The organism is Pseudomonas sp. ERMR1:02, assembly GCF_002277815.1.
In the GTDB taxonomy this organism is placed as follows: Bacteria; Pseudomonadota; Gammaproteobacteria; order Pseudomonadales; family Pseudomonadaceae; genus Aquipseudomonas.
Map to the genome: position 1 here is coordinate 1 of NZ_NKJI01000002.1, position 23,318 is coordinate 23,318.

The 23,318-nt window shown below is 58.1% G+C and carries 19 protein-coding genes and 4 pseudogenes; 15 read left to right on the plus strand and 8 right to left on the minus strand.

Annotation, left to right across the window (positions count from 1 at the left end; genetic code table 11):
* Positions 1–474 (plus strand): annotated as a pseudogene (locus tag CES87_RS03590) (DMT family transporter); the annotation flags it as partial.
* Positions 475–1,032: 558 nt separating this feature from the next.
* Here the strand turns inward: CES87_RS03590 and CES87_RS03595 are convergent.
* From CES87_RS03595 to CES87_RS03615, 5 genes and pseudogenes are all read right to left on the minus strand, one after another.
* A complete protein-coding gene (locus CES87_RS03595) occupies positions 1,033–1,764 on the minus strand; it encodes a hypothetical protein (protein WP_128605003.1) in 732 nt (243 codons plus the stop codon).
* Between the two features lie 354 nt (positions 1,765–2,118).
* Positions 2,119–2,373, minus strand: a complete 255-nt coding sequence (locus CES87_RS03600) for a hypothetical protein (protein WP_128605004.1) — start codon at positions 2,371–2,373, stop codon at positions 2,119–2,121.
* Positions 2,374–2,539: 166 nt separating this feature from the next.
* Entirely contained in the window at positions 2,540–3,853 is a 1,314-nt protein-coding gene (locus tag CES87_RS03605; RefSeq protein WP_128605005.1) for a hypothetical protein, read from the minus strand.
* 176 nt (positions 3,854–4,029) lie between these two features.
* A pseudogene (locus tag CES87_RS03610) lies at positions 4,030–5,069 on the minus strand (FUSC family protein).
* A gap of 44 nt (positions 5,070–5,113) precedes the next feature.
* Positions 5,114–6,737, minus strand: a pseudogene (locus tag CES87_RS03615) (NADP-dependent glyceraldehyde-3-phosphate dehydrogenase).
* A 350-nt stretch (positions 6,738–7,087) separates the two neighbouring features.
* On the opposite strand from CES87_RS03615, the gene CES87_RS03620 reads away from it, so the two are divergent.
* The 11 genes and pseudogenes from CES87_RS03620 (at position 7,088) to CES87_RS03675 (ending at position 16,641) form a co-directional block, all read left to right on the plus strand.
* Positions 7,088–7,975 (plus strand): Dyp-type peroxidase, encoded by an 888-nt coding sequence (locus CES87_RS03620; protein ID WP_128605006.1) that lies wholly within the window; start codon positions 7,088–7,090, stop codon positions 7,973–7,975.
* Between the two features lie 197 nt (positions 7,976–8,172).
* On the plus strand, positions 8,173–8,955 hold the full coding sequence (locus tag CES87_RS03630) for a GntR family transcriptional regulator (protein ID WP_128605008.1): 783 nt from the start codon (positions 8,173–8,175) through the stop codon (positions 8,953–8,955).
* Between the two features lie 58 nt (positions 8,956–9,013).
* A pseudogene (locus CES87_RS03635) lies at positions 9,014–10,677 on the plus strand (fumarate reductase/succinate dehydrogenase flavoprotein subunit).
* 26 nt (positions 10,678–10,703) lie between these two features.
* On the plus strand, positions 10,704–10,949 hold the full coding sequence (locus tag CES87_RS03640; protein WP_008060065.1) for a ferredoxin family protein: 246 nt from the start codon (positions 10,704–10,706) through the stop codon (positions 10,947–10,949).
* Positions 10,950–11,186: 237 nt separating this feature from the next.
* Positions 11,187–12,593 carry an ABC transporter substrate-binding protein gene (locus tag CES87_RS03645; protein ID WP_128605009.1) on the plus strand — a complete coding sequence of 469 codons (1,407 nt, stop codon included), beginning with the start codon at positions 11,187–11,189 and terminating at the stop codon, positions 12,591–12,593.
* A gap of 139 nt (positions 12,594–12,732) precedes the next feature.
* Entirely contained in the window at positions 12,733–13,515 is a 783-nt protein-coding gene (locus CES87_RS03650; RefSeq protein ID WP_128605010.1) for an ABC transporter permease, read from the plus strand.
* A complete protein-coding gene (locus CES87_RS03655; protein WP_128605011.1) occupies positions 13,515–14,363 on the plus strand; it encodes an ABC transporter ATP-binding protein in 849 nt (282 codons plus the stop codon). Before CES87_RS03650 ends, CES87_RS03655 begins: the two co-directional genes overlap by 1 nt.
* Positions 14,360–15,322, plus strand: a complete 963-nt coding sequence (locus CES87_RS03660) for a HEAT repeat domain-containing protein (RefSeq protein ID WP_128605012.1) — start codon at positions 14,360–14,362, stop codon at positions 15,320–15,322. Before CES87_RS03655 ends, CES87_RS03660 begins: the two co-directional genes overlap by 4 nt.
* On the plus strand, positions 15,319–15,594 hold the full coding sequence (locus CES87_RS03665; protein WP_128605013.1) for a DUF971 domain-containing protein: 276 nt from the start codon (positions 15,319–15,321) through the stop codon (positions 15,592–15,594). Before CES87_RS03660 ends, CES87_RS03665 begins: the two co-directional genes overlap by 4 nt.
* Positions 15,595–15,795: 201 nt before the next feature.
* The gene (locus tag CES87_RS03670) at positions 15,796–16,323 is read left to right on the plus strand and encodes a cupin domain-containing protein (protein ID WP_128605014.1); all 528 of its coding nucleotides are present in this window, start codon (positions 15,796–15,798) and stop codon (positions 16,321–16,323) included.
* Positions 16,324–16,347: 24 nt separating this feature from the next.
* A complete protein-coding gene (locus CES87_RS03675) occupies positions 16,348–16,641 on the plus strand; it encodes a putative quinol monooxygenase (protein ID WP_128605015.1) in 294 nt (97 codons plus the stop codon).
* Positions 16,642–16,751: 110 nt separating this feature from the next.
* Here CES87_RS03675 and CES87_RS03680 read toward each other — a convergent pair whose 3' ends face one another.
* The 3 genes from CES87_RS03680 to CES87_RS03690 form a co-directional block, all read right to left on the minus strand.
* Positions 16,752–17,660 (minus strand): LysR family transcriptional regulator, encoded by a 909-nt coding sequence (locus CES87_RS03680; protein ID WP_128605016.1) that lies wholly within the window; start codon positions 17,658–17,660, stop codon positions 16,752–16,754.
* Between the two features lie 179 nt (positions 17,661–17,839).
* Complete coding sequence (locus CES87_RS03685) at positions 17,840–18,577, minus strand: TorF family putative porin (protein ID WP_128605017.1); 738 nt, start codon at positions 18,575–18,577, stop codon at positions 17,840–17,842.
* Between the two features lie 119 nt (positions 18,578–18,696).
* Positions 18,697–20,439, minus strand: coding sequence for an amidohydrolase (locus CES87_RS03690; RefSeq protein ID WP_128605018.1), 1,743 nt, complete (start codon positions 20,437–20,439; stop codon positions 18,697–18,699).
* Positions 20,440–20,542: 103 nt separating this feature from the next.
* Between CES87_RS03690 and CES87_RS03695 the strand changes: the two genes are divergently transcribed.
* From CES87_RS03695 to imuA, 3 genes are all read left to right on the plus strand, one after another.
* On the plus strand, positions 20,543–21,466 hold the full coding sequence (locus CES87_RS03695; protein WP_128605019.1) for a LysR family transcriptional regulator: 924 nt from the start codon (positions 20,543–20,545) through the stop codon (positions 21,464–21,466).
* A 616-nt stretch (positions 21,467–22,082) separates the two neighbouring features.
* Positions 22,083–22,700 carry a transcriptional repressor LexA gene (gene lexA / locus CES87_RS03700; RefSeq protein WP_128605020.1) on the plus strand — a complete coding sequence of 206 codons (618 nt, stop codon included), beginning with the start codon at positions 22,083–22,085 and terminating at the stop codon, positions 22,698–22,700.
* On the plus strand, positions 22,700–23,317 hold the full coding sequence (imuA, locus tag CES87_RS03705; RefSeq protein WP_128605021.1) for a translesion DNA synthesis-associated protein ImuA: 618 nt from the start codon (positions 22,700–22,702) through the stop codon (positions 23,315–23,317). Before lexA ends, imuA begins: the two co-directional genes overlap by 1 nt.
* The last annotated feature ends 1 nt before the right edge of the window (position 23,318 follow it).

The window sequence follows — 23,318 nt, forward strand, 5'->3', positions numbered from 1 at the left end:
CGCCCATGGCGGGCAGGGCGAGGGCGGTAACGAGTATCTGATTGGCATTGTGCTGGCGTTGGGTGCTGCGTTTCTCTACGCGATTGCCGCGTTGATCATCAAGCGCCTGACCGGAACGCCGCCGCATCTGATCGCGTTGGTTCAAGTCAGCACTGGCGTGCTGTTGCTTGCGCCGTTCGCGCACTTTTCGGCGCTGCCGCAGACATCCAGCGCCTGGGCAGCCTGATCACACTTGGCATCGTCCATACCGGCGTGATGTACGTGCTGTTGTATGGCGCGATCCAGAAGCTACCGACGACATTGACGGGCGCGCTGTCGTTCATCTATCCAATCGCGGCGATTTTCGTCGACTGGTTGCCTTCGGCCACCGCCTGGAGCCACTGCAATGGATCGGTGTTGCCGCGATATTGCTGGCCGCTGCGGGATGCAGCAGGCTGGAGCCTGAAGTTTCGGCGGCCTGTGTCGCACTCATAGGCCGTGTAGGCTCAGCGTGAAAAAGTATTTTGAATGGAGTCTATTTTCTCTTCCGTACACAGTAAGACGCATAGTAGTTATCTGCTCCAAGGGTGCTGAAGGCATGCGCTTTTTCGCTGTCTGCAATAAATGTCCCGCTGGCTTCAAGCCAGCCGGGAGCATTTTTGATATCTGAAGGTGCCAGGTTCCATTCATCCGAGCAGTCTTTTTTGAAAATCAGAAAAATCTCGATTTGGTCATGGTTCAACTTTCTGAACAGTGGCGTGGTACTGATGTGATGACTGTCGAGTAAAGTAGCGCATTGAGACTGCAGTTGTTCGGTTTGTGCTCTCCAATCAACGTTCTGCAAATGTATTGATTTGCGTAGGGTCGGTAGATACCAATCGACCCACTCGCCGTGGAGTGGCTAACATGTTGAGTTGCACGAGAAAATAAAGGAAGACAAACACCTTCAGGGATAAACACGAAGTGAGCCATGTTTTTGTCGGAACTAGTCTCTAAAGAATTTTGCACGATGAAATCTCCCGAGCTTCCTTTTGGATCAAGTAATCCATCATTTCACTGAAGTATTGCGTTTGTTAGGCGTTTCATTTTTGGTCCGGGAAATTGATTCTTTCTGATCAATATCTGCGTTGTGTTGCTGTAGCTGCACAATAGGAAATGAGTTGAAGAAAAATCTACTGTCGTCCCTGAAACCACAATCAAATAGGTTCGGCTTCGGGATTTCCGGCTTGGTTCGGTAGGCAGTAAAGTCTGGGGTAATAATTTTTGGTTGGCGAAGTAGGGTTTCGTCGGGCTCTGTTCCAAAAAAACAGACCCATTCAACGTGATTGTGGTTGAACGATTATTGTGAGACGCAAGTGAGTTCTGATCGTGACTATAGAAATGAGTGATATTTTTTTGAGTTATACGCCTCTCGGTTCGGCGTTTTGTTGCTTCAGGGTCGTCAAGGTTTAATGCAGCCAGTTTTCGATTTTCTGCCTCGTAGAGCACCTTTTCAGCAAAGGTTAACAGGGCTGGTTCATCAATTAAATGTAGCATGTAAGGTGAAAAGGCATCCTGTTCTCCATGCAATCGTTTTTCATCTGATGAAAATTTACCGTAATCTATATTTCTAGCGGTAGGCTGAGTCATGTGAATGATACTGCTGTCGCTTCCTCTTGGTATTTCATCGGCATTAACAAACTCGCCGATGTTTTTGCTAGTGGTAAGAGTGGCTATGTGAGGTTGGGCGCTCGCGCTGAGTGTATTGAATCCACTTACCGGCGTTCGATAGGTGCTAATTTGCATTGGGGCGGCCTAATGGGATGACATGAAAACGGATCGGTGTTAACCAGTCCGTTTGATTGAGGGTATGTAGTTATGAGAAGTTTACCTATTTTCGGAAAGACTATCATTCATCAAGCGTGCTGTGACGAAGTGTTGCAGGATTCGTTCCTTCTGCGATTTTAAGTTGTTGAAAATATGTTCGTCTGCCGTGATATTGTTGTCGAGGAATGTCTGATAAGCAGTGCCCAGATCATCAACCATGTAATACAGAAAAAGAGAAAGGTCTGATGGGTTTCAGGGTGGGTCGCTCTGAGTGGAAACTGGCTGATATATTCGTTGGCGAGTGCTGCCCGACTTTCAAATAGGCTCAACAATTTATTGTCGGGTTGCACGTTTCTTAGTTTTGAGTTGTGCTGCGTGTAAAGCATCTTTGATGCCTTTTACTATGCCAATGATTTCGCCCATAGGAATCAATCGACGAGGGTCAATAATAAATTTAATGTTGTTCAGGTCGCGCTTCAATGGAGCGCAAAACGCTTCGTTTGTTCTTTCTCTCAACTGAGTACGTGCGGGGAAAGCGTCGGTCTCTGAGCAGTCGGTTCTAAGCTTCGCATTTTGGTCATAATTCATGAGCATTGGAACTATTTCAAGTACTGTTTCTTTCAGTCCATCGCTTCCCTGTATCAACAGAGGGATTTTATCGAGCGCCTCTGGAAGGTTGTCATATGTACCATTTGTTTGTTGAAAAGGGGGGCGTTGGTCAGTTCAGTGCCGGAGTTGCTGAATGTTGCAACGGTTATGCTTTGCAGCGGCTTGATCCTTTTTTGGTAATGAGATCTCGTATTTGAGAGTTAAGGAGTTGCTTCTGATCTGTCATGTACTCGATGAATTTTTTCGGGTCGTTATTCTTAAAGCCGCCTAGCACAAAATTTTGTAAGGGAGTGAGATTGACGGCTTCCTCTAATTCTTGCTGACAAAGAAACGGCTGACACCTGTCTATGCCGTGAAATGTCATTAGTTCCGCACTCCGGCTCTCACCGTGATCAAGTCCGTCCTTGTTGCTGGCCGAACGATGGTGCGCAATCATTTCGGTGCGAATTCCGGTTTCTATTGGGATGTGGCTATCCGGGTTTTTGATGACTACATAACATGCGCCAGGGACTTCGCAAAATTCATTCTTGAGACTTTCGAATGTTGGAAATTTTGTGGCGGCTTCGCTGCGGGTGTAGCGAATGGATTGGTTGGTGTCGTAAGGGAAAGCCGCCAGGCATTGTTCTTTGTTTGCTTCTAGTGTTCCTGTTATACGAGTGGTTATGATTTTGAATTCGGCCGCATAGTTGCTGTTGTCAAAGTGAAACATCCACTCCCTGTACTTGCCGTCGTCTTTGCTGGCGGGGTTGTCCATAAATCGAAAGTTTGAAACGGCTGGGATATCACCCAATTGGAAGGCTGCCTTGAAAAGTTGCAAGGGCGTCAATTTTGCGTTTAGGCAACGAATATCTGTGATGTTTGGTTTTATATTTTGAGATGAAAAATCTACTTTCGAATAGTCCTCTTTCACGATGGCGTGGTTATACATGACGTCATCGTAGAAATCTTTGAAGTCGGCGTACGCTAATATGTCAACTTCGCTTGCGGATACGCCGAAGGTTGTCCATTCTTTTAAAGTCAATGAAAATTCATCTTTTAAATCTTCATCTATCAGCGATAACAGGTCGCAGCGCAGTGCCGCTGCTTGCTCATGATTGGACAGCTGTTTGTAATTCAGTCGTTCCGTTTTACTCAAGTCCATAATGGCTTGAAATCGATTGGGGATTGAGCTTGTCGTCTGAAATTGTCCGAGAATGGTATTGAACAAGGCTGGTTCTCTTGCTATCTGTGCAAGCGTGCATTGAATCATTTTGTCGGTAAATGTTATTGTTAGTTTGTTTATGTCTATTTCTATGATTTCGTGCGGTGAGAACAGGGCGTTAGTTGTGTTGTTTGTGCCGCGAAGTAGATAAACCATCTTGCGACTCTCATCATAAATGAGGCGCTCTGCGTAGTTGGTTTGTACTTTTGCGAGAGGAGAAGAGGAGGGTTGGGCACAAGAAATCCTGTTGACTAACACGATAAATTCCTTTTTATGTCTGTGGGGGTTGTGCATTCATTGAAGCGGGTCATTCTAGTAAGCAGTGTTGTTCTGGCTATCAAAAACAGCTTATTGGGTTTGGCGGAGGGATATGGTTTTTGAAGCAGGATTTAACAATCAAAAATCGTGATGAGTGGTCTTCTTTCAAAACTGCCTTAAATATTCCAACCCGGCGCGGTCTTGGCCAGCCGCTGGCGCATCTCGCCAATGTTGGCAGCCAGTTGTTGAGTCAATAATCGGTAACCGTCCAGCGCGTTATAGACTGGCGCATCGAGACCGACAGCCGGCAACTCCATGGTTCGACTCAACCGTTGGGTGGTGCCTGACTTCAGTGCCCGGGCCATACCGATCAATTGCACGCGATCAACCGGTGCTCTGCCTTTAGCGCCGATTGCAGGTGAGACATGGCGTCAGCGTCACTGGTATCCGGTCGGCTATTGCCGAGAATCTCCAGGGTGCTGACAATCATGCGCAGGTGACGTTGAATGGCATCGAGTTCGGTCATCGAAATCTTCACTTCTTTGGACACCGACGGCATCAGTGAGCGCAGTTGCACCATCACCGCGTTAAGGCGCCCCATAAGCTTGAGGTGTTCGTCTGCGGTGACGGGTTGACCGTTGATAATGCGCCCGTAGATCGACGCGCAGTCGCGCAACGCGTCGGCCAGGTTGTAACGCCAGGAATAGACAGCGTAGAGCGGTAGGGCGAAGGAAAACGCCAAGGCCAGGGCAATGCCAATCAGGATATCGACTCCGCGCCACACACCATCCGTGACCGGGTTATCACCGTGCCCCGCGACGATGAACACGGTAATGGCCGCCAGCAACGCGGTGTAGCCGCCCTTGCCGATGGCGTGGTACGAAAAAAATCCGCAAATCACCGCCATCGCAAAATAAGTCAGCCAAGGCATGCCGAGCCAGGCCTGTTGCACCACCAACACCAGACCGATAGCCGCCCCGACCAGGGTGCCAATGGCCCGCTCGGCGGCTTTTTTGCCGATATTGCCGTGGTGCTGCAAGCCACCGATTACCACCAGCATCGTGACTGACGCCCACTCGCCGTGGGGCAGGTGGATGCCGGTGGTCAGCAGGATCGAGGCAAGTAACCCCAGTGAAACGCGTACCGCGTGAATCACCCGGGCGTGGCGATAGCGCCGATACGGGTCCAGCAGCGGACGCAGTAGCCGGCGCAGCATCGGTGGTAATCGACTCGCTCTGGATGTGCTCAGGCTGGGTCTCCTCAGAAAATGTAGTCAGTGGTCAAAAAGCTCGAACTGCGCCCACTGATGATCTCGCTGATCAGCTCCTTGTTGGTCTCCTGAAACTTGGTCGCCACCAATGTCCGAATCGAAAACACCCGTAATGCGTCATGCACCGACAAGGTACCCTCGGCGGAGTTTTTGCGGCCATTGAACGGGTAGGTGTCGGGGCCGCGCTGGCACTGGGCGTTGAGGTTTATACGGCCGACTTGATTGGCGAAAGTGTCCACTAATCGGCCGACGGCTACCGGATTGGTACCGAAGATGCTCAGTTGCTGGCCGAAGTCCGATTCCAGGACGTAATCGATCACTGTGTCCAGATGGCGGTACGGTACGATCGGCACCACCGGTCCGAACTGTTCTTCCTGGTAGACGCGCATCTGCGGGGTTACCGGGTACAGCACCGCCGGATAGAAGAACGACGCCCGGGCCTCGCCGCCGTTGGGGTTCACCACTTTCGCGCCTTTGCCGACGGCATCGGCCACCAGCGCGTGCAGGTAGTCGACCTTGCCTGATTCCGGCAACGGCGTCAGGGCCACACCGCTGTCCCACGGCATGCCGGGTTTGAGGGTGGCCAGTTTGGCGTTGAATTTCTCGATGAAGGTGTCGACCACGTCTTCGTGGACAAACAGGATTTCAGCGCCGTGCAGCGCTGGCCGTTGAACGACAGTGAGCCGGTGAGCGCTTCGGTTACGGCGTTGTCCAGATCCACTTCCGGCAGGACGATACCGGGGTTCTTCGCATCCAGCCCAGCGCAGCACGCAAGCGATGGGGGCGCGGATGCAATTTCTTCAGGTCACTGGCGGCCTTGTTGGTGCCGATAAACGCAAAGATATCGATCTTGCCACTGGCCATCAGTGCGCTGACGGTCTCGCGACCGCTGCCATAGATCACGTTGATCACCCCGGCCGGGAAACTGTCGCGGAAGGCCTCCAGCAGCGGGCGAATCAGCAGCACGCCGAGCTTGGCCGGTTTGAACACCACGGTGTTACCCATGATCAGCGCCGGAATCAGGGTGGTGAAGGTTTCGTTCAACGGATAGTTGTAGGGGCCCATGCACAGCGCGACGCCCATCGGCACGCGGCGGATCTGCCCGAGGGTGTCTTGCTCGAGTTCGAAGCGGCTGGAGCGGCGGTCGAGTTCTTTGAGGGCGTTAATGGTGTCGACGATGTAATCGCAGGTGCGGTCGAACTCTTTTTCCGAATCCTTGAGGTTCTTGCCGATTTCCCACATCAGCAGCTTGACCACCGCCTCGCGCTGTTCGCGCATATGTCGCAGGAAGGTTTCGACATGCTGAATACGTTCGGCCACGCGCATGGTCGGCCACAAACCCTGGCCACGATCGTAAGCGCGGACCGCAGCGTCCAGAGCGGTCAGTGCGGTCTCTGCATCCAGCAACGGCGTGCTGCCAAGGATGACTTGTTCGTCACCCAGCGCACCGCTCAGGTACACCGGGCTGCGCACCAGGGCGAGGGGCCCGGGCCAGGTTTTCAGTACGCCATCGACCAGGTATTCACGCTGCTCGATCCGGCCTTCGAGGCGGTATTTTTCCGGGATGCTGCCGGCTTCGGGAAACAGGTTGCCAAGGAGATCTGCTGTGCTCATGTCGCTACCCCGTGTGAGATGTCAGCCGTACGCTAGGTTATATGCCCTGATGATGCCCCTGTAGGAGCGAGCTCGCTCGCGAAGGTCGTAAACGATGACGCGTAAAATCAGACGCCCCGCGGCGTTTATGAGTTCATCGCGAGCAAGCTAGCTCCTACAAGGGCCCGATTTTTTAAGTCGATCGAGCGGCGATGGGCAGAGTAGAGGGGTTGAGGGTCTGGATCTTGTGTCTCAAGCGTAGACCGCTTTGGGCGATTCTTGAAACGTAGTTGAAATGCGACTTTTGACCGCAGGGCACACAACGGCCGGTGCTGCGGTTAAACTTGGCGTTCTTTCTAAAAGGAGTTCATATGAGTTATTACCAGCCGGGCATTCTCGCCACCCCAGTTCCGCCTCACGCCCGTCATATGTTCTTCGCTCTCGAATCCGCTACTGAGCTGCCGGCCGCGCTCGACAAGTTGTTGCAGCTGGTGGACGGCAAGTCGGCTGTGGTCGGTTTCGGTGAATCCCTGGTCAAGGCGCTCGATAGCAACATTGAAGGGCTGCGGGTGTTCCCGGCGCTGACCGGCGTCGGCGTGGACAACCCATCGACGCAACATGCGCTGTGGTGCTGGTTGCACGGTACCGACCGTGGAGAGTTGCTCAATCGCAGCAACGCTTTTGCCGCCGCATTGGCCCCGGCCCTGCGCCTGGTGCAGGTCACCGAAGGCTTCCGCCACCGCGATGGCCATGACCTGACGGGCTACGAAGACGGCACCGAAAACCCACGAGACGAAGCCGCTGCGGCTGCGGCGCTGGTGGGTGAGGGCGCTGAAGGTACGGTCGGTGGCAGCTTTGCCGCGATCCAGCAGTGGCAACATGACCTTAAGCGTTTCCACGCCATGCCTTCCCATGAAACCGATGACATCATGGGCCGGCGCTTGAGCGACAACGAAGAACTCGATGACGCGCCGATCTCTGCCCACGTCAAACGCACCGCCCAGGAAAGCTTCGCGCCCGAGGCGTTCGTGGTCCGTCGTTCGATGCCATGGATCGAAGACGACCGCGCTGGCCTGATGTTCCTCGCCTTCGGTTTCTCCCTTGATGCATTCGAAGTCCAGCTGCGGCGCATGAGCGGGCTGGAAGATGGCATCACCGATGGCCTGTACCGTATCAGCCGACCGATCACTGGTGGCTACTACTGGTGCCCGCCGCTGAAAGACGGCCGACTGGATCTGCGCGCCCTGCGTATCGCCTGATTTGAATTAAATCTGTAGGAGCCGGCTTGCTGGCGATCAATGCGGCGCGGTTTGTCAGACAGCACGCGTTATCGTTAACGTTTTTCGCGAGCGAGCTCGCTCCTACAGAATCTAACCTTATACCCAAACAATATTTCTCAAGCCTGTCTTTAGAACTCTAAGATCACGTCATAACTCGTTATGACAAGTGATCTCAGATGACCGATAACGTTCTTTCTCTCAGCCTTCTATCCAATAGCAGTGTCCCGCTACACACTCAGCTGCGAGACGTACTCCGAGCACGCATTCTCGACGGCGAATACCCGCAAGACAGCCAGATGCCTTCCGAAAGCGAGCTCGGCGCGCTGTTCAAGGTCAGTCGCATCACCGTGCGCCAGGCCCTCGGCGATCTGCAAAAGGAAGGGCTGATCTTCAAGATCCATGGCAAGGGCACCTTTGTCGCCAAACCCAAAACCTTCCAGAACGTCAGCACCCTGCAAGGCCTGGCCGAGTCCATGACCGGTCGTGGCTACGAGGTGATCAACCGCCTGCGCAGTTTCAAGTTCATCGCCGCCGACAAGCTCGTTGCCGAGCGTTTGCAGGTTGCCGAAGGCGAGACCGTGGCGCAGATCAAACGCGTTCGCTTGATCAACCGCGAGCCAATTTCGCTGGAAATTACCTACCTGCCAAAAGCCGTCGGCGAGCGGCTGGAGAAGGCCGACCTGGTGACCCGCGACATTTTCCTGATCCTGGAAAACGACTGCGGCCTGGCGCTCGGCCACGCCGATCTGGCCATCGATGCGGTGCTGGCCGACAGCGATCTGACCCAGGCGCTGAACGTCGAACCCGGCTCGCCGATCATGCGCATCGAGCGTCTGACCCACGATGCCGAAGGCCACCCGCTGGACTTCGAACATCTTTACTACCGTGGCGATGCCTTCCAGTACCGCCTGCGGATCGACCGCCAAAAGGGGCGCAGGTATGAGCCACACTATGACTAGAAGCACTCTTGAGCAGGAATACGACATTGTCGTGATCGGCGGCGGCACCGCAGGTCCCATGGCGGCGATCAAGGCCAAGGAACGCAACCGCGATCTGCGGGTGTTGTTGATCGACAAGGCCAACGTCAAGCGCAGCGGCGCGATCAGCATGGGCATGGACGGCCTGAATAACGCGATCATTCCCGGCCATTCCACGCCGGAGCAGTACACCAAGGAAATCACCATCGCCAACGACGGCATCGTCAATCAGGCCGCGGTGTATGCCTACGCCACCCATAGCTTCGAAACCATCGAGCAGTTGGACCGTTGGGGCGTGAAATTCGAGAAAGACGAGACCGGCGACTACGCGGTGAAAAGGTCCACCACATGGGTGCCTATGTGCTGCCGATGCCGGAAGGGCACGACATCAAGAAGGTCCTGTACCGCCAGTTGAAACGGGCGCGGGTCAGCATCACCAATCGACTGGTCTGCACCCGTTTGTTGACGGACGAAGAGGGCGCGGTCAACGGCGTGATGGGCTTCGATTGCCGCACCGCCGACTTCCACGTGATCAAGGCCAAGGCGGTGATTCTCGCCTGCGGAGCCGCCGGGCGTCTGGGCCTGCCGTCCTCGGGGTACCTGATGGGCACCTATGAAAACCCGACCAATGCCGGCGACGGCTACGCCATGGCCTATCACGCCGGGGCCGAACTGGCGAACCTGGAATGCTTCCAGATCAACCCGCTGATCAAGGACTACAACGGCCCGGCCTGCGCCTACGTCACCGGCCCCTTGGGCGGCTACACCGCCAACAACAAGGGCGAACGCTTCATCGAGTGTGACTACTGGAGCGGGCAAATGATGTGGGAATTCCACCAGGAACTGGAGAGCGGCAACGGCCCGGTGTTCCTCAAGCTCGACCACCTGGCTGAGGAAACCATTCAGAACATCGAAGAGATCCTGCACAGCAACGAACGCCCGAGTCGCGGCCAGTTCCACGCCAATCGCGGCACCGACTACCGCACGCAGATGGTCGAGATGCACATCTCCGAGATCGGCTTTTGCAGCGGCCATTCGGCGTCCGGGGTTTGGGTCAACGAGAAGGCCGAGACTTCGGTCAAGGGTTTGTATTCGGCGGGTGACATGGCCGCGGTGCCACACAACTACATGCTCGGTGCGTTCACCTACGGCTGGTTCGCCGGGACCAATGCAGCGGATTTTGTTGCCGATCGCGAGTTTACCGCGCTGGATGCCCGGCAGATCGAAACCGAAAAACAACGGGTCTACGCACCGCTGGACCGCGAACACGGCCTGCCACCGGCCCAGGTCGAGTACAAGCTACGGCGCTTCGTCAACGACTACCTGCAACCGCCGAAAGTGACGAAGAAGATGCAGATCGGCCTGCAGCGCTTCAGCGATATCCAGCGCGACCTCGATCAGATCAAGGCCCACAACGCCCACGAACTGATGCGCGCCATGGAAGTCAGCATGATCCGCGACTGCGCCGAAATGGCCGCCCGCGCCTCGTTGTTCCGCGCCGAAAGCCGTTGGGGGCTCTACCACTATCGGGTCGATCACCCGCAACGCAACGACAGCGACTGGTTCTGTCATTGCCACCTGAAGAAGGGCGAAAACGGTTTGATGACCAGTTTCAAGAAAGCTGTCGAGCCTTACATCATCCCGCTCGACGCCGAAGAAATGCAGGCCTACGACCGATTGCGGGTCGGTGCCCACGCGGCTTGATGCCGTCAACAAAGGAGAGACCGAACATGGCCTATCAACCCCAGGAAATCTTCTTCCGTTCCAATGCGCCGGTCACGGTCGATGAGGACCTTTGCATCGCCCACAAAGGCTGCACCGTGTGCGTCGACGTCTGCCCGATGGACCTGCTGGCGATCAACCCGGCCACGCAAAAGGCCTACATGGCGTTCGATGAATGCTGGTACTGCATGCCCTGTGAAAAGGATTGCCCGACCGGGGCGGTAAAGGTAGACATCCCATATCTGTTGCGCTGACTTACAGGACGCAATCGCGAGCAGGCTCACTCCTACAGTGGATCGAAGCCGGCCGCAAATTTCGTGTACACCACCGTTCCCCTGTAGGAGTGAGCCTGCTCGCGATGGGGCCGTAACAGACAACCAAAAACGCCATCCGGTCACCCCCGGACGCCTGCTTCAAAAACCCCTCGTTTCCCACCGCGCCTTGATCGTGGCGGAGACGAACATCCTATAAATGATTCGAGGGGATTCATCATGTTCTTGCGTGCAACCCTGGCCGGTCTGGTACTGGCTTCATTCACCTTGTCGGCCTCGGCTGAAACCATCCGCATCGCCATCGGCACCCAGGACACCACCATCAACTGCGCCGCCGGCGGTCTGCTGATCCGCGAGCTGGGCCTGCTGGACAAATACCTGCCCCACGACGGCCAATACAAGGACGCCCAATACGAGGTGGAGTGGAAGAACTTCACCAGTGGCGCGCCGCTGACCAACGAAATGGTCGCCGGCAAACTCGACTTCGGCGCCATGGCCGATTTCCCCGGCTCATTCAACGGCGTGGCGTTTGAAACGGCGGGCAAGCACAGCCTGTTTATCAGTGTACTGTCGGGCAGTACCAAGGGCAGCGGCAACGGCATCGTGGTGCCGAGCGCCTCGGGTGTGCAGTCGCTGGCCGAGCTCAAGGGCAAGACCATTTCCGTGCCGTTCGCCTCCACCGCCCATGGCATGTTGCTGCGCGCCGTGGCGGCCCAGGGTTGGGATCCGCTGAAAGATGTGAACATCATCGCCCAGCCGCCGGAAGTCGCCGGATCTGCATTGCAGGCCGGCAAGATCGACGCCCACGCCGACTTCGTGCCGTTTGCCGAACTGTTCCCGAGCCGCGGATTCGCCCGCAAGATCTACGACGGCTCCCAGGCCGGTGCGCCCACTTTCCACGGTGCACTGGTCGATCAAAGCTACGCGAAAAAGTACCCGGAAATCGTCGTCGCCTACCTGCGCGCCAGCATCGAAGCCAACCAGCTGCTCGCCGCTGAGCCGGAGAAGTACAGCGAACTGATCGCCAAGGTCACCGGGGTCGATGCCGAGGTCAACTACCTGTTCCACGGCCCGCTGGGCGTACAGACCCGCGACCTCAGCTGGAAACCCGAATACCGCCAGGCCGTTGGCACTGCCATCGACACCCTTAAGTTGCTGAAGAAGGCTGATCGCGGTCTGGATCTGAATACCTTCATTGACGACCAGTACATCCGTGCTGCGTTCAAGGCGTCGAACCTGGACTACACGGCGCAACTCGCTAACTACGCGCAAACGCCGCTCAAAGCGGTGGATGCGTTGAGCGGCAAAGCCATCACCGACTTCAGCCACGTGGCGCAAATCTGGGTGCGCGGGGAGCCGAAAGTCCGTCAATACGCCTCGGCGGAGTCGGCGTTCAGCGCTTTGGCGAGCCTCAAGCAGGAAGGCAAAAACATCCGTGCGGTGTATGCCCAGGCGAGTGACAGCGGGATCAAATTACTGGCGGATCAGGCGTGGTTTGCCAGTGATGCGAAAGGCCGGCTCAGCGCGTTTCTTTTGAAAGGTCAGGCCCAACAATTTGCCACAGCCCAAGGCGGCAAGGTGTTCGATTTCACCGATGCCACGACCCAGGCCGTGGCCACCCGCTAATACAGCGCAACCCCTGTAGGAGCGAGCCTGCTCGCGATGGTCGTCAACGATAACGCTGGAAACCTGACACCCCGCGTCGCTCTCAGGTTCATCGCGAGCAGGCTCGCTCCTACAGGGACCCCGGATTAGAGGAACAATTGTGTACGGATCATTTATACGCTGGCTGCCCCGAGCCGCCTCATTGCTGCTCTGCCTGCTGTTCTGGCAACTCGCCGCCAGCCATCACTGGAACCTCGGCCTTGTGACCTTCGCCAACGTGCCGACGCCGCTGGCAGTTATGAAAGCGGCATTGGGCCTGGGCGACTCCGGCAAACTCGGCCAACACCTCAGCAGCAGCCTCGGTCGGGTGTTCGCCGGTTACCTCGCGGCACTGATCATCGGCATCGCTTTGGGCCTGGCCATCGGCCGCTCGAAATGGGCCGAAGATTTGCTGCTGCCACCACTTGAAGTGCTGCGCCCGATCCCGGCCGTGGCGTGGATTCCGCTGGCGATCCTGATGTTCCCGTCGTCGGAGCTGTCGATGGTTTTCATCACCTTCACCGGCGCCTTGTTCCCGATCCTGCTCAACACCGTGCACGGCATCGAAGGTGTCGATCCACGGCTGATCGCTTCGGCGAAAAGCCTCGGGGCAGGGCGTCGGGCAATGCTGCTGGAAGTGATCCTGCCGGGCGCAGCACCCAGCATCATCACCGGTCTGGCCATCGGCATGGGCACGTCGTGGTTCTGCCTGGTCACGGCGGAAATGATCTCCGGTCAGTTCGGCATCGGCTATTACACCTGGGAGTCCTACACCATCCAGAACTACCCCGACATCGTGGTCGGCATGTTGCTGATCGGCGTACTCGGGATGGGCAGCAGTCTGCTGATCAAACGCCTGGGCGGGTTGTTCACGCCCTGGCATCGACCACGAGGAAAAGCCTGATGAGTGTTTTCCAACAGCCTGAAGGGCGTATCGATATTCGCGGTTTGTCGATCAGCCTGGGCGAGGGCAGCGCGGCGTTCGAAGCCGTGCGGGGCCTTGACTGCCAGATCGAACCGGGCCAGTTCGTGTGCATTCTCGGGCCGTCAGGTTGCGGAAAATCCACCTTGCTCGGCGCCCTGGCCGGCCACCTGCAACCGCGTAGCGGCAGCCTCAATGTCGATGGTGCGCCAGTTTCGGGCCCGTCGCCGCAACGCGGCATGGTGTTCCAGCAACACACGCTGTTTCCCTGGCGCACGGTGCGCGATAACGTCGCCTTCGGCCCGAAAATGCGCGGCATCGGCAAAGTCGAACGGCACAAGGCCGCCGACGAAATCCTCGCTCTGGTCGGCCTCGAAGGCTTTGCCGAGCGCTGGCCGGATCAGTTGTCCGGTGGCATGCAGCAGCGGGTGGAAATCGCCCGGGTGCTGGTCAACCGCCCACGCTTGTTGCTGATGGATGAGCCCTTTGGTGCCCTCGATGCCTTGACCCGTTTGAACATGCAGGAACTGCTGCTGGACATCTGGACGCGGATTCGAACTACGGTGGTGTTCGTCACCCATGACATCGACGAAGCCTTGTTTCTCGCTGATCGCCTGCTGGTCATGAGTACGCGTCCCGGCCGGATCATCGAAGACCTGCGCCTGGACTTCCCCCGGCCCCGCACCTCCGAACTGGTGACCCGTCACGAGTTCACCCACTTGAAGCGTCACTGCCTCGAGTTGCTGCGTCACGAAGATGGTCGGCAGTTACCTCGCCTGAGCCCTCTCGGACTTCCCCCAGAAAACAAACTGCCGCGATTTGCCCTATGACCTCACTATTCGATGTAACCGATAACGATGACATTCTTGCCCTGCAACCTCGGCTGACCGATGAGGACGCCGGCGTGCGCCGCATCGCGCTGATCGAGCTGGCCGACCTGGAAGAACCGGACGGCTTGCTGTGGCTGGTCAATCGACTGGCTGAAGATCCGGCCGAAGAAGTCCGCGCCGAAGCCGCGCGGTTGCTGGAAGCCTGGGAGGACACGCCGGTGGTCGAGGCGTTGTGCCAGGCGCTGACCGATCCATCCAAAGCAGTGCGGGCTGCCGCCGCGCAAAGCCTCAGTCTGCTCAAGAGCGAAGCAGCGGGACGTGTGATTTTGCCGTGGACCGGCCATGCCGACATCGGCGTGCGTATCGCCGCGTTCAGGGCCTTGCGTGAACTGCGCTGCGCCGAGGCGGCTCCGGCGGCAGTGTTGGCGCTGCGCGACAAGGACGCCAGTGTCCGGCGTGAAGCGGTCGGTGTGCTGGGTTGGCTCAAGCAGCTTGATGCTTTGCCGGCACTGGCGCGCCTGGCCAGCGATGACCCTGACACCGAAGTCCGCCGCGCCGCTACCGGGGCATTGGGGCTGGCCTCTGATGCACAGGTGCTGCCGGCGTTGCGCCAGGCATTGCAGGACGCGGCCTGGCAAGTACGCGAAGAAGCCGCGACCACGCTGGGCAAGGTCGGCCACACCGATGCCGGTCCAGCCTTGATCGAAGCCTTGCGCGACGATTACTGGCAAGTCCGCCTGCGCGCCACCCGCAGCCTCGGTCGCTTGCGCTACACCCCGGCCCTTGATGAGTTGATCGAAACCCTCGGCCACCGCATCAGCAACCTGCGCAAAGAGGCGGCCCTGACTCTCGGTGAATTGAACGATAAAGGCGCCATCGCAGCGTTGCAGGCCGCGCAAGACGACGGCGATCCGGAAGTGCGCAAAGCGGTGCGCATTGCCTTGAGTCAACTGCAATGAATCCGTTGGCGATTGGTAATTCGCCCAGCAAAAATCAGCTGCGACTGAACTGGCCGGATGGGCGTGAGCAATTGTTGGATCATGCCGAGTTACGGCGTCAGTGCCCCTGTTCGCAATGCCGGGCGTTTCGCCTGCAAGGACTGACGCCAATGGTCGATGCCCGAGTTCGCGTCATCGAATTGAATGCCCAAGGCTACGGCCTGCAACTGGTCTTCAGCGACGGCCACGAACGCGGAATCTACCCTTGGACCTACCTTTCTGGCCTGACTTGAACCTGTAGGAGCGAGGCTTGCCCGCGAAGGCTGTTTGCCTGACACACCGCCTTCGCGGGCAAGCCTCGCTCCTACAGGTATTGTGTAAGCCCCTGGCTTTGAATATTTTTCAAAGATCATGTGCCGTTCCTCCCGCTTATGCAGGGAATCGAGTCGTTTGATACTGGTCACGTCAACCACTCGATTCCATGAGGAACTGCCATGAAACACTCCCTCGATCTCAAGAAATTGTTCACTCTCGGCGCCATGTTGATCGCCCTGCAAGGCGTCACTCAAGGTGCTATCGCCGCCTCCAGCGCAGAGCCGACGGCCAGTCAGTTGGCGCCCGAACTGATCAATCCCGGTCAGTTCAAATGGCAAAAGACACTTCCCGAACTGGGCGACAAATCCCCTGAATACGCGATCCTGCACGCTGATTCGAAAACGGGCCTTACCACCTTGATGTTCCGCACGCCTGTCGCCGTGCACATCAAGCCCCATACCCACGATCGGGCGGAAACTCATGTGGTGTTAGTGGGAGGCACCCATGTGTTCGAGTCCAATGGGGTGCGCTACAACATCGAGAACGGCGGGTTTTTCCGCGCGCCCGGCGGTGTTGAGCATGAAGCCTGGTTACCGGCCGGCTCTCAGACCTTCAACATTCTGGAAAGTGGCTGGGTGGTGAACTGGTTGCACGGCGGGCCCTCTGCCGAAGACATCGATCAGTACCCACCTCAAACCACTCATTGATCATCCCTTCGCAGGAGACTGAACATGTCTGAACCACTGATCATCATCGCCCGTGCGCGGGCCCGGCAAGGTTTCGAGGCGCAGATGATCGCCGCCCAGAAAGCCTTGGTCGCCGTCACCCGTGAGGCCCCCGGTTGCATCAACTATGAGTTGCATGTTTCCAACCATGAACCCGGCCTGGTGACGTTCTTCGAACGTTGGGAGTCCGCACAGGCCTGGCACCAGCACATGCAGGGCGATGCGGTGCGTTTGTTCCGCGAGACAGCGGGGCATTGCATCGGCGAGTTCGAACTCGACGAAATGCATCAGGTGGCGTAAACGCCCACGCAATACTGTAGGAGCGAGCCTGCTCGCGATGGACGTGAACGATAACGCGCAAAACCAGATGCCCAGCGGCGCCCTTGAGTTTTTCGCGAGCAGGCTCGCTCCTACAGGTTCGGTTCCAGCAGCGGGCTGATGCGTTCGACCATGAAGTCGATAAACACCCGAACCCGCTGGGGCATATAACGCTGGCTGCTGAAAATCGCGTGAATCTCTTCGATGTCCCCAGGGTTGTAGTCACTTAGCAACTCCACCAGACGCCCCGCCTGCAAATCATGAGCGATGTGAAACATTCCCAGGCGACTGATCCCCAACCCTTCGATGGTCAGTTGGCGCATGGTCTCGCCATTGTTGGTCAACAGGTCGCCGCGAACCGCCAGGTATTGGGTGTGGTGGTCGATCTTGAACGGCCATTCATCCCGTGAGCGGTGGAAGTTGAAATTGAAGCAACGATGGTTCGACAGGTCTGCCGGCGTCAGTGGGATACCGTGGCGTGTCAGGTAGTCAGGCGAGGCGACCACGGCTCGACGGCTGGTACCCAGAATGCGCGCCCGAAAACTCGCATCGTCCAGCGGCCCCATGCGAATCGCGACATCAATGCGCTCACGTTTGAGATCCACCAGCGCGTCGGTCAGCGACAGGTCGAGGGTGATGTCGGGATAGCGCTGGTTGAACTCATTGATGATCGGCAGCAATTGGTGCGTACCGAACGGTACCGAAACGTTGATTCTCAGCAGGCCGCTGGGCGCTATGGTGGTGCCTACAGCGTCCTGCTCCGCCTCCTCGATGTCATTGAGAATACGGATGCAACTGTCGTAAAAACGCGCTCCTTCGCTGCTGATCGCCAACTGCCGCGTCGAACGCTCGAACAGGATCACGCCCAGGCGTTCTTCGATGCGGGTGATCAGCTTGCTCACGGCCGACGGCGTGAGGTTCAGCAGCTTGCCCGCCGCTGAAAAACTGCCGGTTTCCACCACTTTGGTAAAGACCAGCATCTCACCGCTTCGACTGTCCACGGCTACCTCATAGGTGAACTGAATTCGGCAACTCTATTCCATTAGGTGTACACCGTCGCGCAATCAACACAAATCCACTGTAGGAGCGAGCGGTGCGGCGATCCGACTTGCCCGCGAAGGCGATTAACCTGACACACCCCTTCGCGGGCAAGCCTCGCTCCTACAGGTATCGGTGATTATCAGAAGGATTTGCTGACACTCGCCACTACCGTCGCGCTGCACACATCATCAAACCCCCAGTTGCTCAGGCACTGGCTCTTCGACAGGTCGGTGTCGATGTAGCTCAGCCCCAGCATCACACCGGCCAACTCATGGCTCAGCTTGACCTCCCATTCGCGGTACGAATCCTCGGCCTTGCCCGAGTTGGAATGCAGGCGCGGATCCTTGAAATCCATCTCGCCATAGCGCAACTTCAGGCCCGTGCCGTAGGGCAACTCGGTCTCGTAGCCAACATAGCTATAAAGCGTATTCTGCTCGCTGTCGATGCCGGGCGAATCGTCGGAATAATAGGCCCCGAGTTTCACGCCATAGACGCTGAGAATGCCGTACACCTCACTCTGATTGAACTGATTCTCTTTTGGGTAAGTGTATTGGAGGTACCCGATATCGAGGCTCACAGCATCGGTGGCTTGCCATAACCAACCGGCGTAGTAGTCCAGTTCCTGTCGGGTTTTCGATTCGCCGCCAAAGTCTACGTTGGAGCTCCACGCGCCGAGGTACAGGCCACTGCTGTGTGCAAGCGTGACGGCGCCTTGCACGGCAGGGTCGTTCTGGGTCTGCGAGATGCCGCGGGTGCGGTAGTCGCTGACCAGGGTCGCGTCCAACAGCAACGAGAAATCATCGTTCAAGGTCAATGCCTGGCTGCTCAAGGGCAGCAGACTCAGGGAGCCGAGGGCGAACAGGGTGAAAGCTTTCATAAGGTACGTCCCGCTATTGTGATTGTTGTGGGCAGGGCTGGTGTGGATAGACGGCAGACAAAGCTGCGCCGGGCCTCGTGTGGAAACGCGAGGTCGGGCAGCAGGTGTGGCGGTTTTTGTCAGAGGGTAGGGGCGTAGACTTTGCGACCCGCGAACCAGGTCTGCAGCACTTGGGTGTCGTGCAGGGCTTTGTTGTCGACGCTGAACACATCGCGGTCCAGCACGATGAAGTCAGCCTGTTTACCCGCGCTCAGCGAGCCGATCTGTTTGTCCAGGCCAATGGTGCGGGCAGCATTGAGGGTGTAGGCATAGAACATGGTTTCGCGGTCGAGGCGTTCATCGGCATTGAGCACGCCCAGCGGTCCTTCACGGGTAATGGCCTGGGCCATGGCGTTCCAGGGGTTGGGCGAAGACACCGGCCAGTCGCTGGCCCCGGCGATGGTCGCGCCCTGTTTGAGCAACGAATGCGCCGGGTACTGGTAACGGAACGCCTGCGCGCTGACGTAAGGCTTGATCATGTCCGTGGTGTAGTCATCGGCGCTGGCCCACAGCAGTTGCATCGAGGCGATGACGTTGAGCGGTTTGAAGCGGGCGAATTCTTTCGGGTTGACCATCTGCAGGTGGGTGATGGAGTGAGTCACGCCGCTCTGCCGATCCTTGCGTGCCTGGGCAATGCCGTTCAACGATTCGCGTACGGCGCGGTCGCCGATGGCGTGGATGTGAACCAGCCATCCCCGTTGATCGATGGCGCTGACCAGCTCACCAAAATGCTTCGGATCGATCAACAGTTCGCCTTGTTTATGCGAGTTGTTGTAGGGATCGATCATCGCTGCACTCTGCGCCGGGTACTCAATCACCCCGTCGGCGAAAATCTTGATGCCCGGCAGGGTCAGGTTGGGGACGTTTTGAAATTGCTGGCGAACCTTGTCCAAGGTGTCGAGATCGGCCGGGACGCTTTTCGGGTTGGCCACCAGCAGCGCGGCGACGTGAGCGGTCATGCCACCGCTTTCGGACAGGGCCTTGTACGCCGGCAGCACGCCGACGGTTTTCTCCGTGGGCTTGAGGGCGAACACCGGTTCGCCGGGCGCGGCGTTGGCGGCGGGATCCATCCACGCGGTGATGCCAAGGCTGTTGTTGTAGCTCACGGCGGTTTGCGCCGCTTTGAGCAACTCGGCGTCACTGCGTACCGGCATTTTCGAGGCGACCCGGTCCCAACCGGCGTCCACCAGAAAACCGTTGGGGCGGCCATCGGCGAGTCTACCAATGGTGTCTTTCTCGGCGTCCGGCAGTTTTTCCAGCAACGCCGTATCGACACCGGCACGCTTGAGCATCACGTCGTTGGCCCAGGCCGTGTGGTGGTCCATGCCGGTAAACACCACCGGCACGTCGGCCCATTCTCCGCTGTTGAATATCTTGCCCAGGGCTTCGGACTGCGCCCAGTAAGCCGAGCTCATGCCGGCCACGGTCAGGATGTCGCCATGCCGGGCCTTACCGTCGTCACGCCAGCCACGCAGGCGTTTTTCCAGCTCATCAAGGTCGACGAGCTCGTTATCCATGTTGGCCGCGACCATCTCCAATCCCCCAAAAATAGCGTGGGAATGGCTGTCGATCAGGCCAGGCATTATGGTCTTGCCGCCCAGATCGATGACCTGGGTTCCCGACTCGATCAATGCCTTGATCTGCGCATCGCTGCCGACTTGCAGCACTTTTCCGTCCTGTATCGCCAGGGCCTGGACCTTGGGCTGGCTACGGTCGGCGGTGAAGATCTTGCCGTTTAACAACACCAGATCAGTGGCCGCCATGGCTTCCAACGAGGCAAAAGTCATGGCTGCCATCAATAGATTCGGGATGAATCTTTTCATTGAATATTTCCTTGTTATTACGTCTGATGGCCAGAATAGTGACTTGTCGCGACCCGCAGAACGCCTCGCTCACGAAAAACGTTTTTGCCTGAATGGAAAAAGAATGGACAAGTTGGGTGCACTGAAAATGTTCGTGGTCACGGCGCAACTGGGCAGTTTCAGCCGTGCCGCCGAGCAAATGGGCAAGACCCCGTCGGCTCTGACCAAAGCGGTCAATCACTTGGAGGCGGAGCTCGGCGCGCGCCTGTTCGAGCGCAGCACCCGGCGGATTTCGCTGACGGAATCGGGGCGGCTTTACCTGGAAACCGCACGCCAGGTGTTGCAGCGGCTGGACGAAGCCGGCGAGGAAATCGAGCAGTTGCAACACGGTCTGCGCGGCAGCCTGAAAATCACCGCGCCGCTGGCCTATGGGCAGGCTTTTCTCGATCAGGTGTGTGGCGGTTTTCTCGAGCAATACCCGCAGATCAACCTGCAAGTGGACCTGTGCGACGAGTTCGTCAATCTGCTGGAAAGCGGCTACGACCTGGCTCTGCGTGAAGGTCATGACGACCTGCCGGGGCTGATCGCCCGTGTGGTCGGCAGCAATCGCCTGGCGCTGTGTGGCAGCCCGCAGTACCTGGCGCGCAAGGGGCTGCCGGTCACCCCGCAGACCCTCGATGAGCACGAATGGTTGCTGTATCACCATCCTTTGCTCAGCCGTGAGTTCTGGTGGGCCGAGCGCGACGGCCAGCGCCTGAGCCTGCCGCAGCCGCAGGCACCGCGCCTGCGCAGCGACAATTACGACTTGTTGCTGGCCAATGCCCTGGCCGGGCGCGGGCTGCTGCACACACCGCTGTGGAGTGCCGCCCCGTATCTGGCCGACGGGCGGCTGGTGCAGGTGATGGCTGACTACGACATCGACCCGGACAGCTTTGGCCCGCATATTCTGGCGGTGTACCCCAGCCATCGACGGGCCACGGCCAAAGTGCTGGCCTTTATTGATTACATCGCAGAATTTCTGGCGTCTCGCGCCCTTTCTCCCTTGTAGACGCCGCGTAGGAGCTATGTAAGAGCTGTTGTAGGAGCTGTTGTAGGAGCTGTCGAGTGAAACGAGGCTGCGAAGGCTGCGAAGGCTGCGTGTCAGGCGACGTATTTTTCGATGGTGTACATATCCATGCCTGCGGTAACGGCTGCTATTGGTTTCGCTTTTACAGCGAGTCACTTGGAGAAGCGCCAAGTAACCAAGCGCTCTTGCCCCTTTCGTTCGGTGCCTCGCCAGGGCTCGGCATGCCCTCGCTCCGGTCCTGCTCCGTGGGTCGCCGCCATCTGCCATCCCTGGCAGAGGGCGGCTAAACCGGCATCCATGCCGGTTTACCCACTGCGCAGAACCTCCACTCGGCCTCTCGATGTGGCAAGAAGATCAAGATAAAAAGCCAGATCAAAAGCGCTCGAGGCGGCCTGACAGCCGACCTGATTTTGCGGATGGACTCTGTCACCCGTAGGAGCCGGCTTGCTGGCGATGGAGGTCAACGATGACGTGGGCTGCCTGAATGCCTGGGGTGTCTGGGCGTTTTTTTCGCGAGCCGGCTCGCTCCTACAGGATTTTTGGCGCGTCCTACATCTTGTCTGTAAATCCTTGTAAGAAAAATCGCAAAAGAGTACAAATGTACTCCATGACGACTCTTACTCCCCGCCGTACCGCTATCCTGACCTTTATCCGTGATCGAATCGCGGAGCATGGTCAGTCCCCGAGCCTCGCTGAAATCAGCGAGGCGTTCGGCTTTGCCTCCCGTAGTGTGGCGCGCAAGCATGTGCTGGCGCTGACCGAAGCCGGGTTTATCGAAGTCAATGCGCATCAGGCCCGGGGCATTCGCCTGCTCGGGCAGCCGCCGCGCCCCGAGCTGCTGGACATCCCGGTGCTCGGTCGGGTGGCGGCCGGGGCGCCGATCGGTGCCGATGCCGAAATCCATAGCCGCTTGCTGCTCGACCCGTCGATGTTCTCCCGGTTGCCGGACTACATGCTGCGGGTTCGCGGCGACTCGATGATCGAGGACGGCATTCTCGACGGTGATCTGGTGGGCGTGCACCGCAACCCCGAGGCGCTCAACGGCCAGATCGTCGTGGCGCGGCTCGACGGCGAAGTCACCATCAAGCGCTTTGAGCGGGTCGGCGATACGGTTCGCCTGTTGCCGCGCAACCCGGCCTATCAGCCGATCATCGTCGAAGCCGACCGGGACCTGGCCATCGAAGGGGTGTTCTGCGGTCTGGTGAGGCAAGGCTGATGGGTGCCGTCGTCGCGCTGGATACGCTGTTCAATGGCGGCCAGGTCTGGAAGGGCCGGCCTGCGCCGCCGGCCACCAGCCCGCAACCCACCGGGCATGCCGCGCTGGATGCGGCGCTGCCGACGGGAGGCTGGCCGGAAGCGGCATTGACCGAAATCCTCTTGGCCGGGCAGGGCGTGGGCGAGTTGCAACTGGTGTGGCCGGCGCTGGCGCGGCTGTCGGCGGCGGGGGAGCGCATCGTGCTGGTGGCACCGCCTTACGTGCCGTACCCCCAGGCCTGGCAGAGCGCCGGGGTCGATCTGCGCCAGTTGTCGATCATCCAGGCCAGCGAGCGCGATGCGCTGTGGGCGGCAGAGCAATGCCTGCGTTCGGGCAGTTGCGGTGCGGTGTTGTGCTGGCCGCACAAGGCCGATGACCGCGCCTTGCGCCGCTTGCAGGTGGCGGCGGAAACCGGCCAGACCCTGGCGTTTGCCTATCGCTCGCTCAGTGAAGCGGTGAACCCTTCGCCAGCGGCCCTGCGCATCGCCATCGATGCCAAGCCTGCGCAATTGCGGGTCCTCAAGTGCCGGGGCGGTCTGGCCCGTTCGGCGCCGATTGCCTTCGCCGTGGGGCATTGAG

Coding starts and splice junctions, on each gene's coding strand:
- CES87_RS03620 (WP_128605006.1), top strand. CDS start 7,088: ATGAGTTATTACCAGCCGGGCATTCTCGCCACCCCAGTTCCGCCTCAC.
- CES87_RS03600 (WP_128605004.1), bottom strand. CDS start 2,373: ATGAATTATGACCAAAATGCGAAGCTTAGAACCGACTGCTCAGAGACC.
- CES87_RS03695 (WP_128605019.1), top strand. CDS start 20,543: ATGGACAAGTTGGGTGCACTGAAAATGTTCGTGGTCACGGCGCAACTG.
- CES87_RS03670 (WP_128605014.1), top strand. CDS start 15,796: ATGAAACACTCCCTCGATCTCAAGAAATTGTTCACTCTCGGCGCCATG.
- CES87_RS03665 (WP_128605013.1), top strand. CDS start 15,319: ATGAATCCGTTGGCGATTGGTAATTCGCCCAGCAAAAATCAGCTGCGA.
- CES87_RS03630 (WP_128605008.1), top strand. CDS start 8,173: ATGACCGATAACGTTCTTTCTCTCAGCCTTCTATCCAATAGCAGTGTC.
- CES87_RS03660 (WP_128605012.1), top strand. CDS start 14,360: ATGACCTCACTATTCGATGTAACCGATAACGATGACATTCTTGCCCTG.
- CES87_RS03675 (WP_128605015.1), top strand. CDS start 16,348: ATGTCTGAACCACTGATCATCATCGCCCGTGCGCGGGCCCGGCAAGGT.
- CES87_RS03645 (WP_128605009.1), top strand. CDS start 11,187: ATGTTCTTGCGTGCAACCCTGGCCGGTCTGGTACTGGCTTCATTCACC.
- CES87_RS03595 (WP_128605003.1), bottom strand. CDS start 1,764: ATGCAAATTAGCACCTATCGAACGCCGGTAAGTGGATTCAATACACTC.
- CES87_RS03655 (WP_128605011.1), top strand. CDS start 13,515: ATGAGTGTTTTCCAACAGCCTGAAGGGCGTATCGATATTCGCGGTTTG.
- lexA (WP_128605020.1), top strand. CDS start 22,083: ATGTACTCCATGACGACTCTTACTCCCCGCCGTACCGCTATCCTGACC.
- CES87_RS03690 (WP_128605018.1), bottom strand. CDS start 20,439: ATGAAAAGATTCATCCCGAATCTATTGATGGCAGCCATGACTTTTGCC.
- CES87_RS03685 (WP_128605017.1), bottom strand. CDS start 18,577: ATGAAAGCTTTCACCCTGTTCGCCCTCGGCTCCCTGAGTCTGCTGCCC.
- imuA (WP_128605021.1), top strand. CDS start 22,700: ATGGGTGCCGTCGTCGCGCTGGATACGCTGTTCAATGGCGGCCAGGTC.
- CES87_RS03640 (WP_008060065.1), top strand. CDS start 10,704: ATGGCCTATCAACCCCAGGAAATCTTCTTCCGTTCCAATGCGCCGGTC.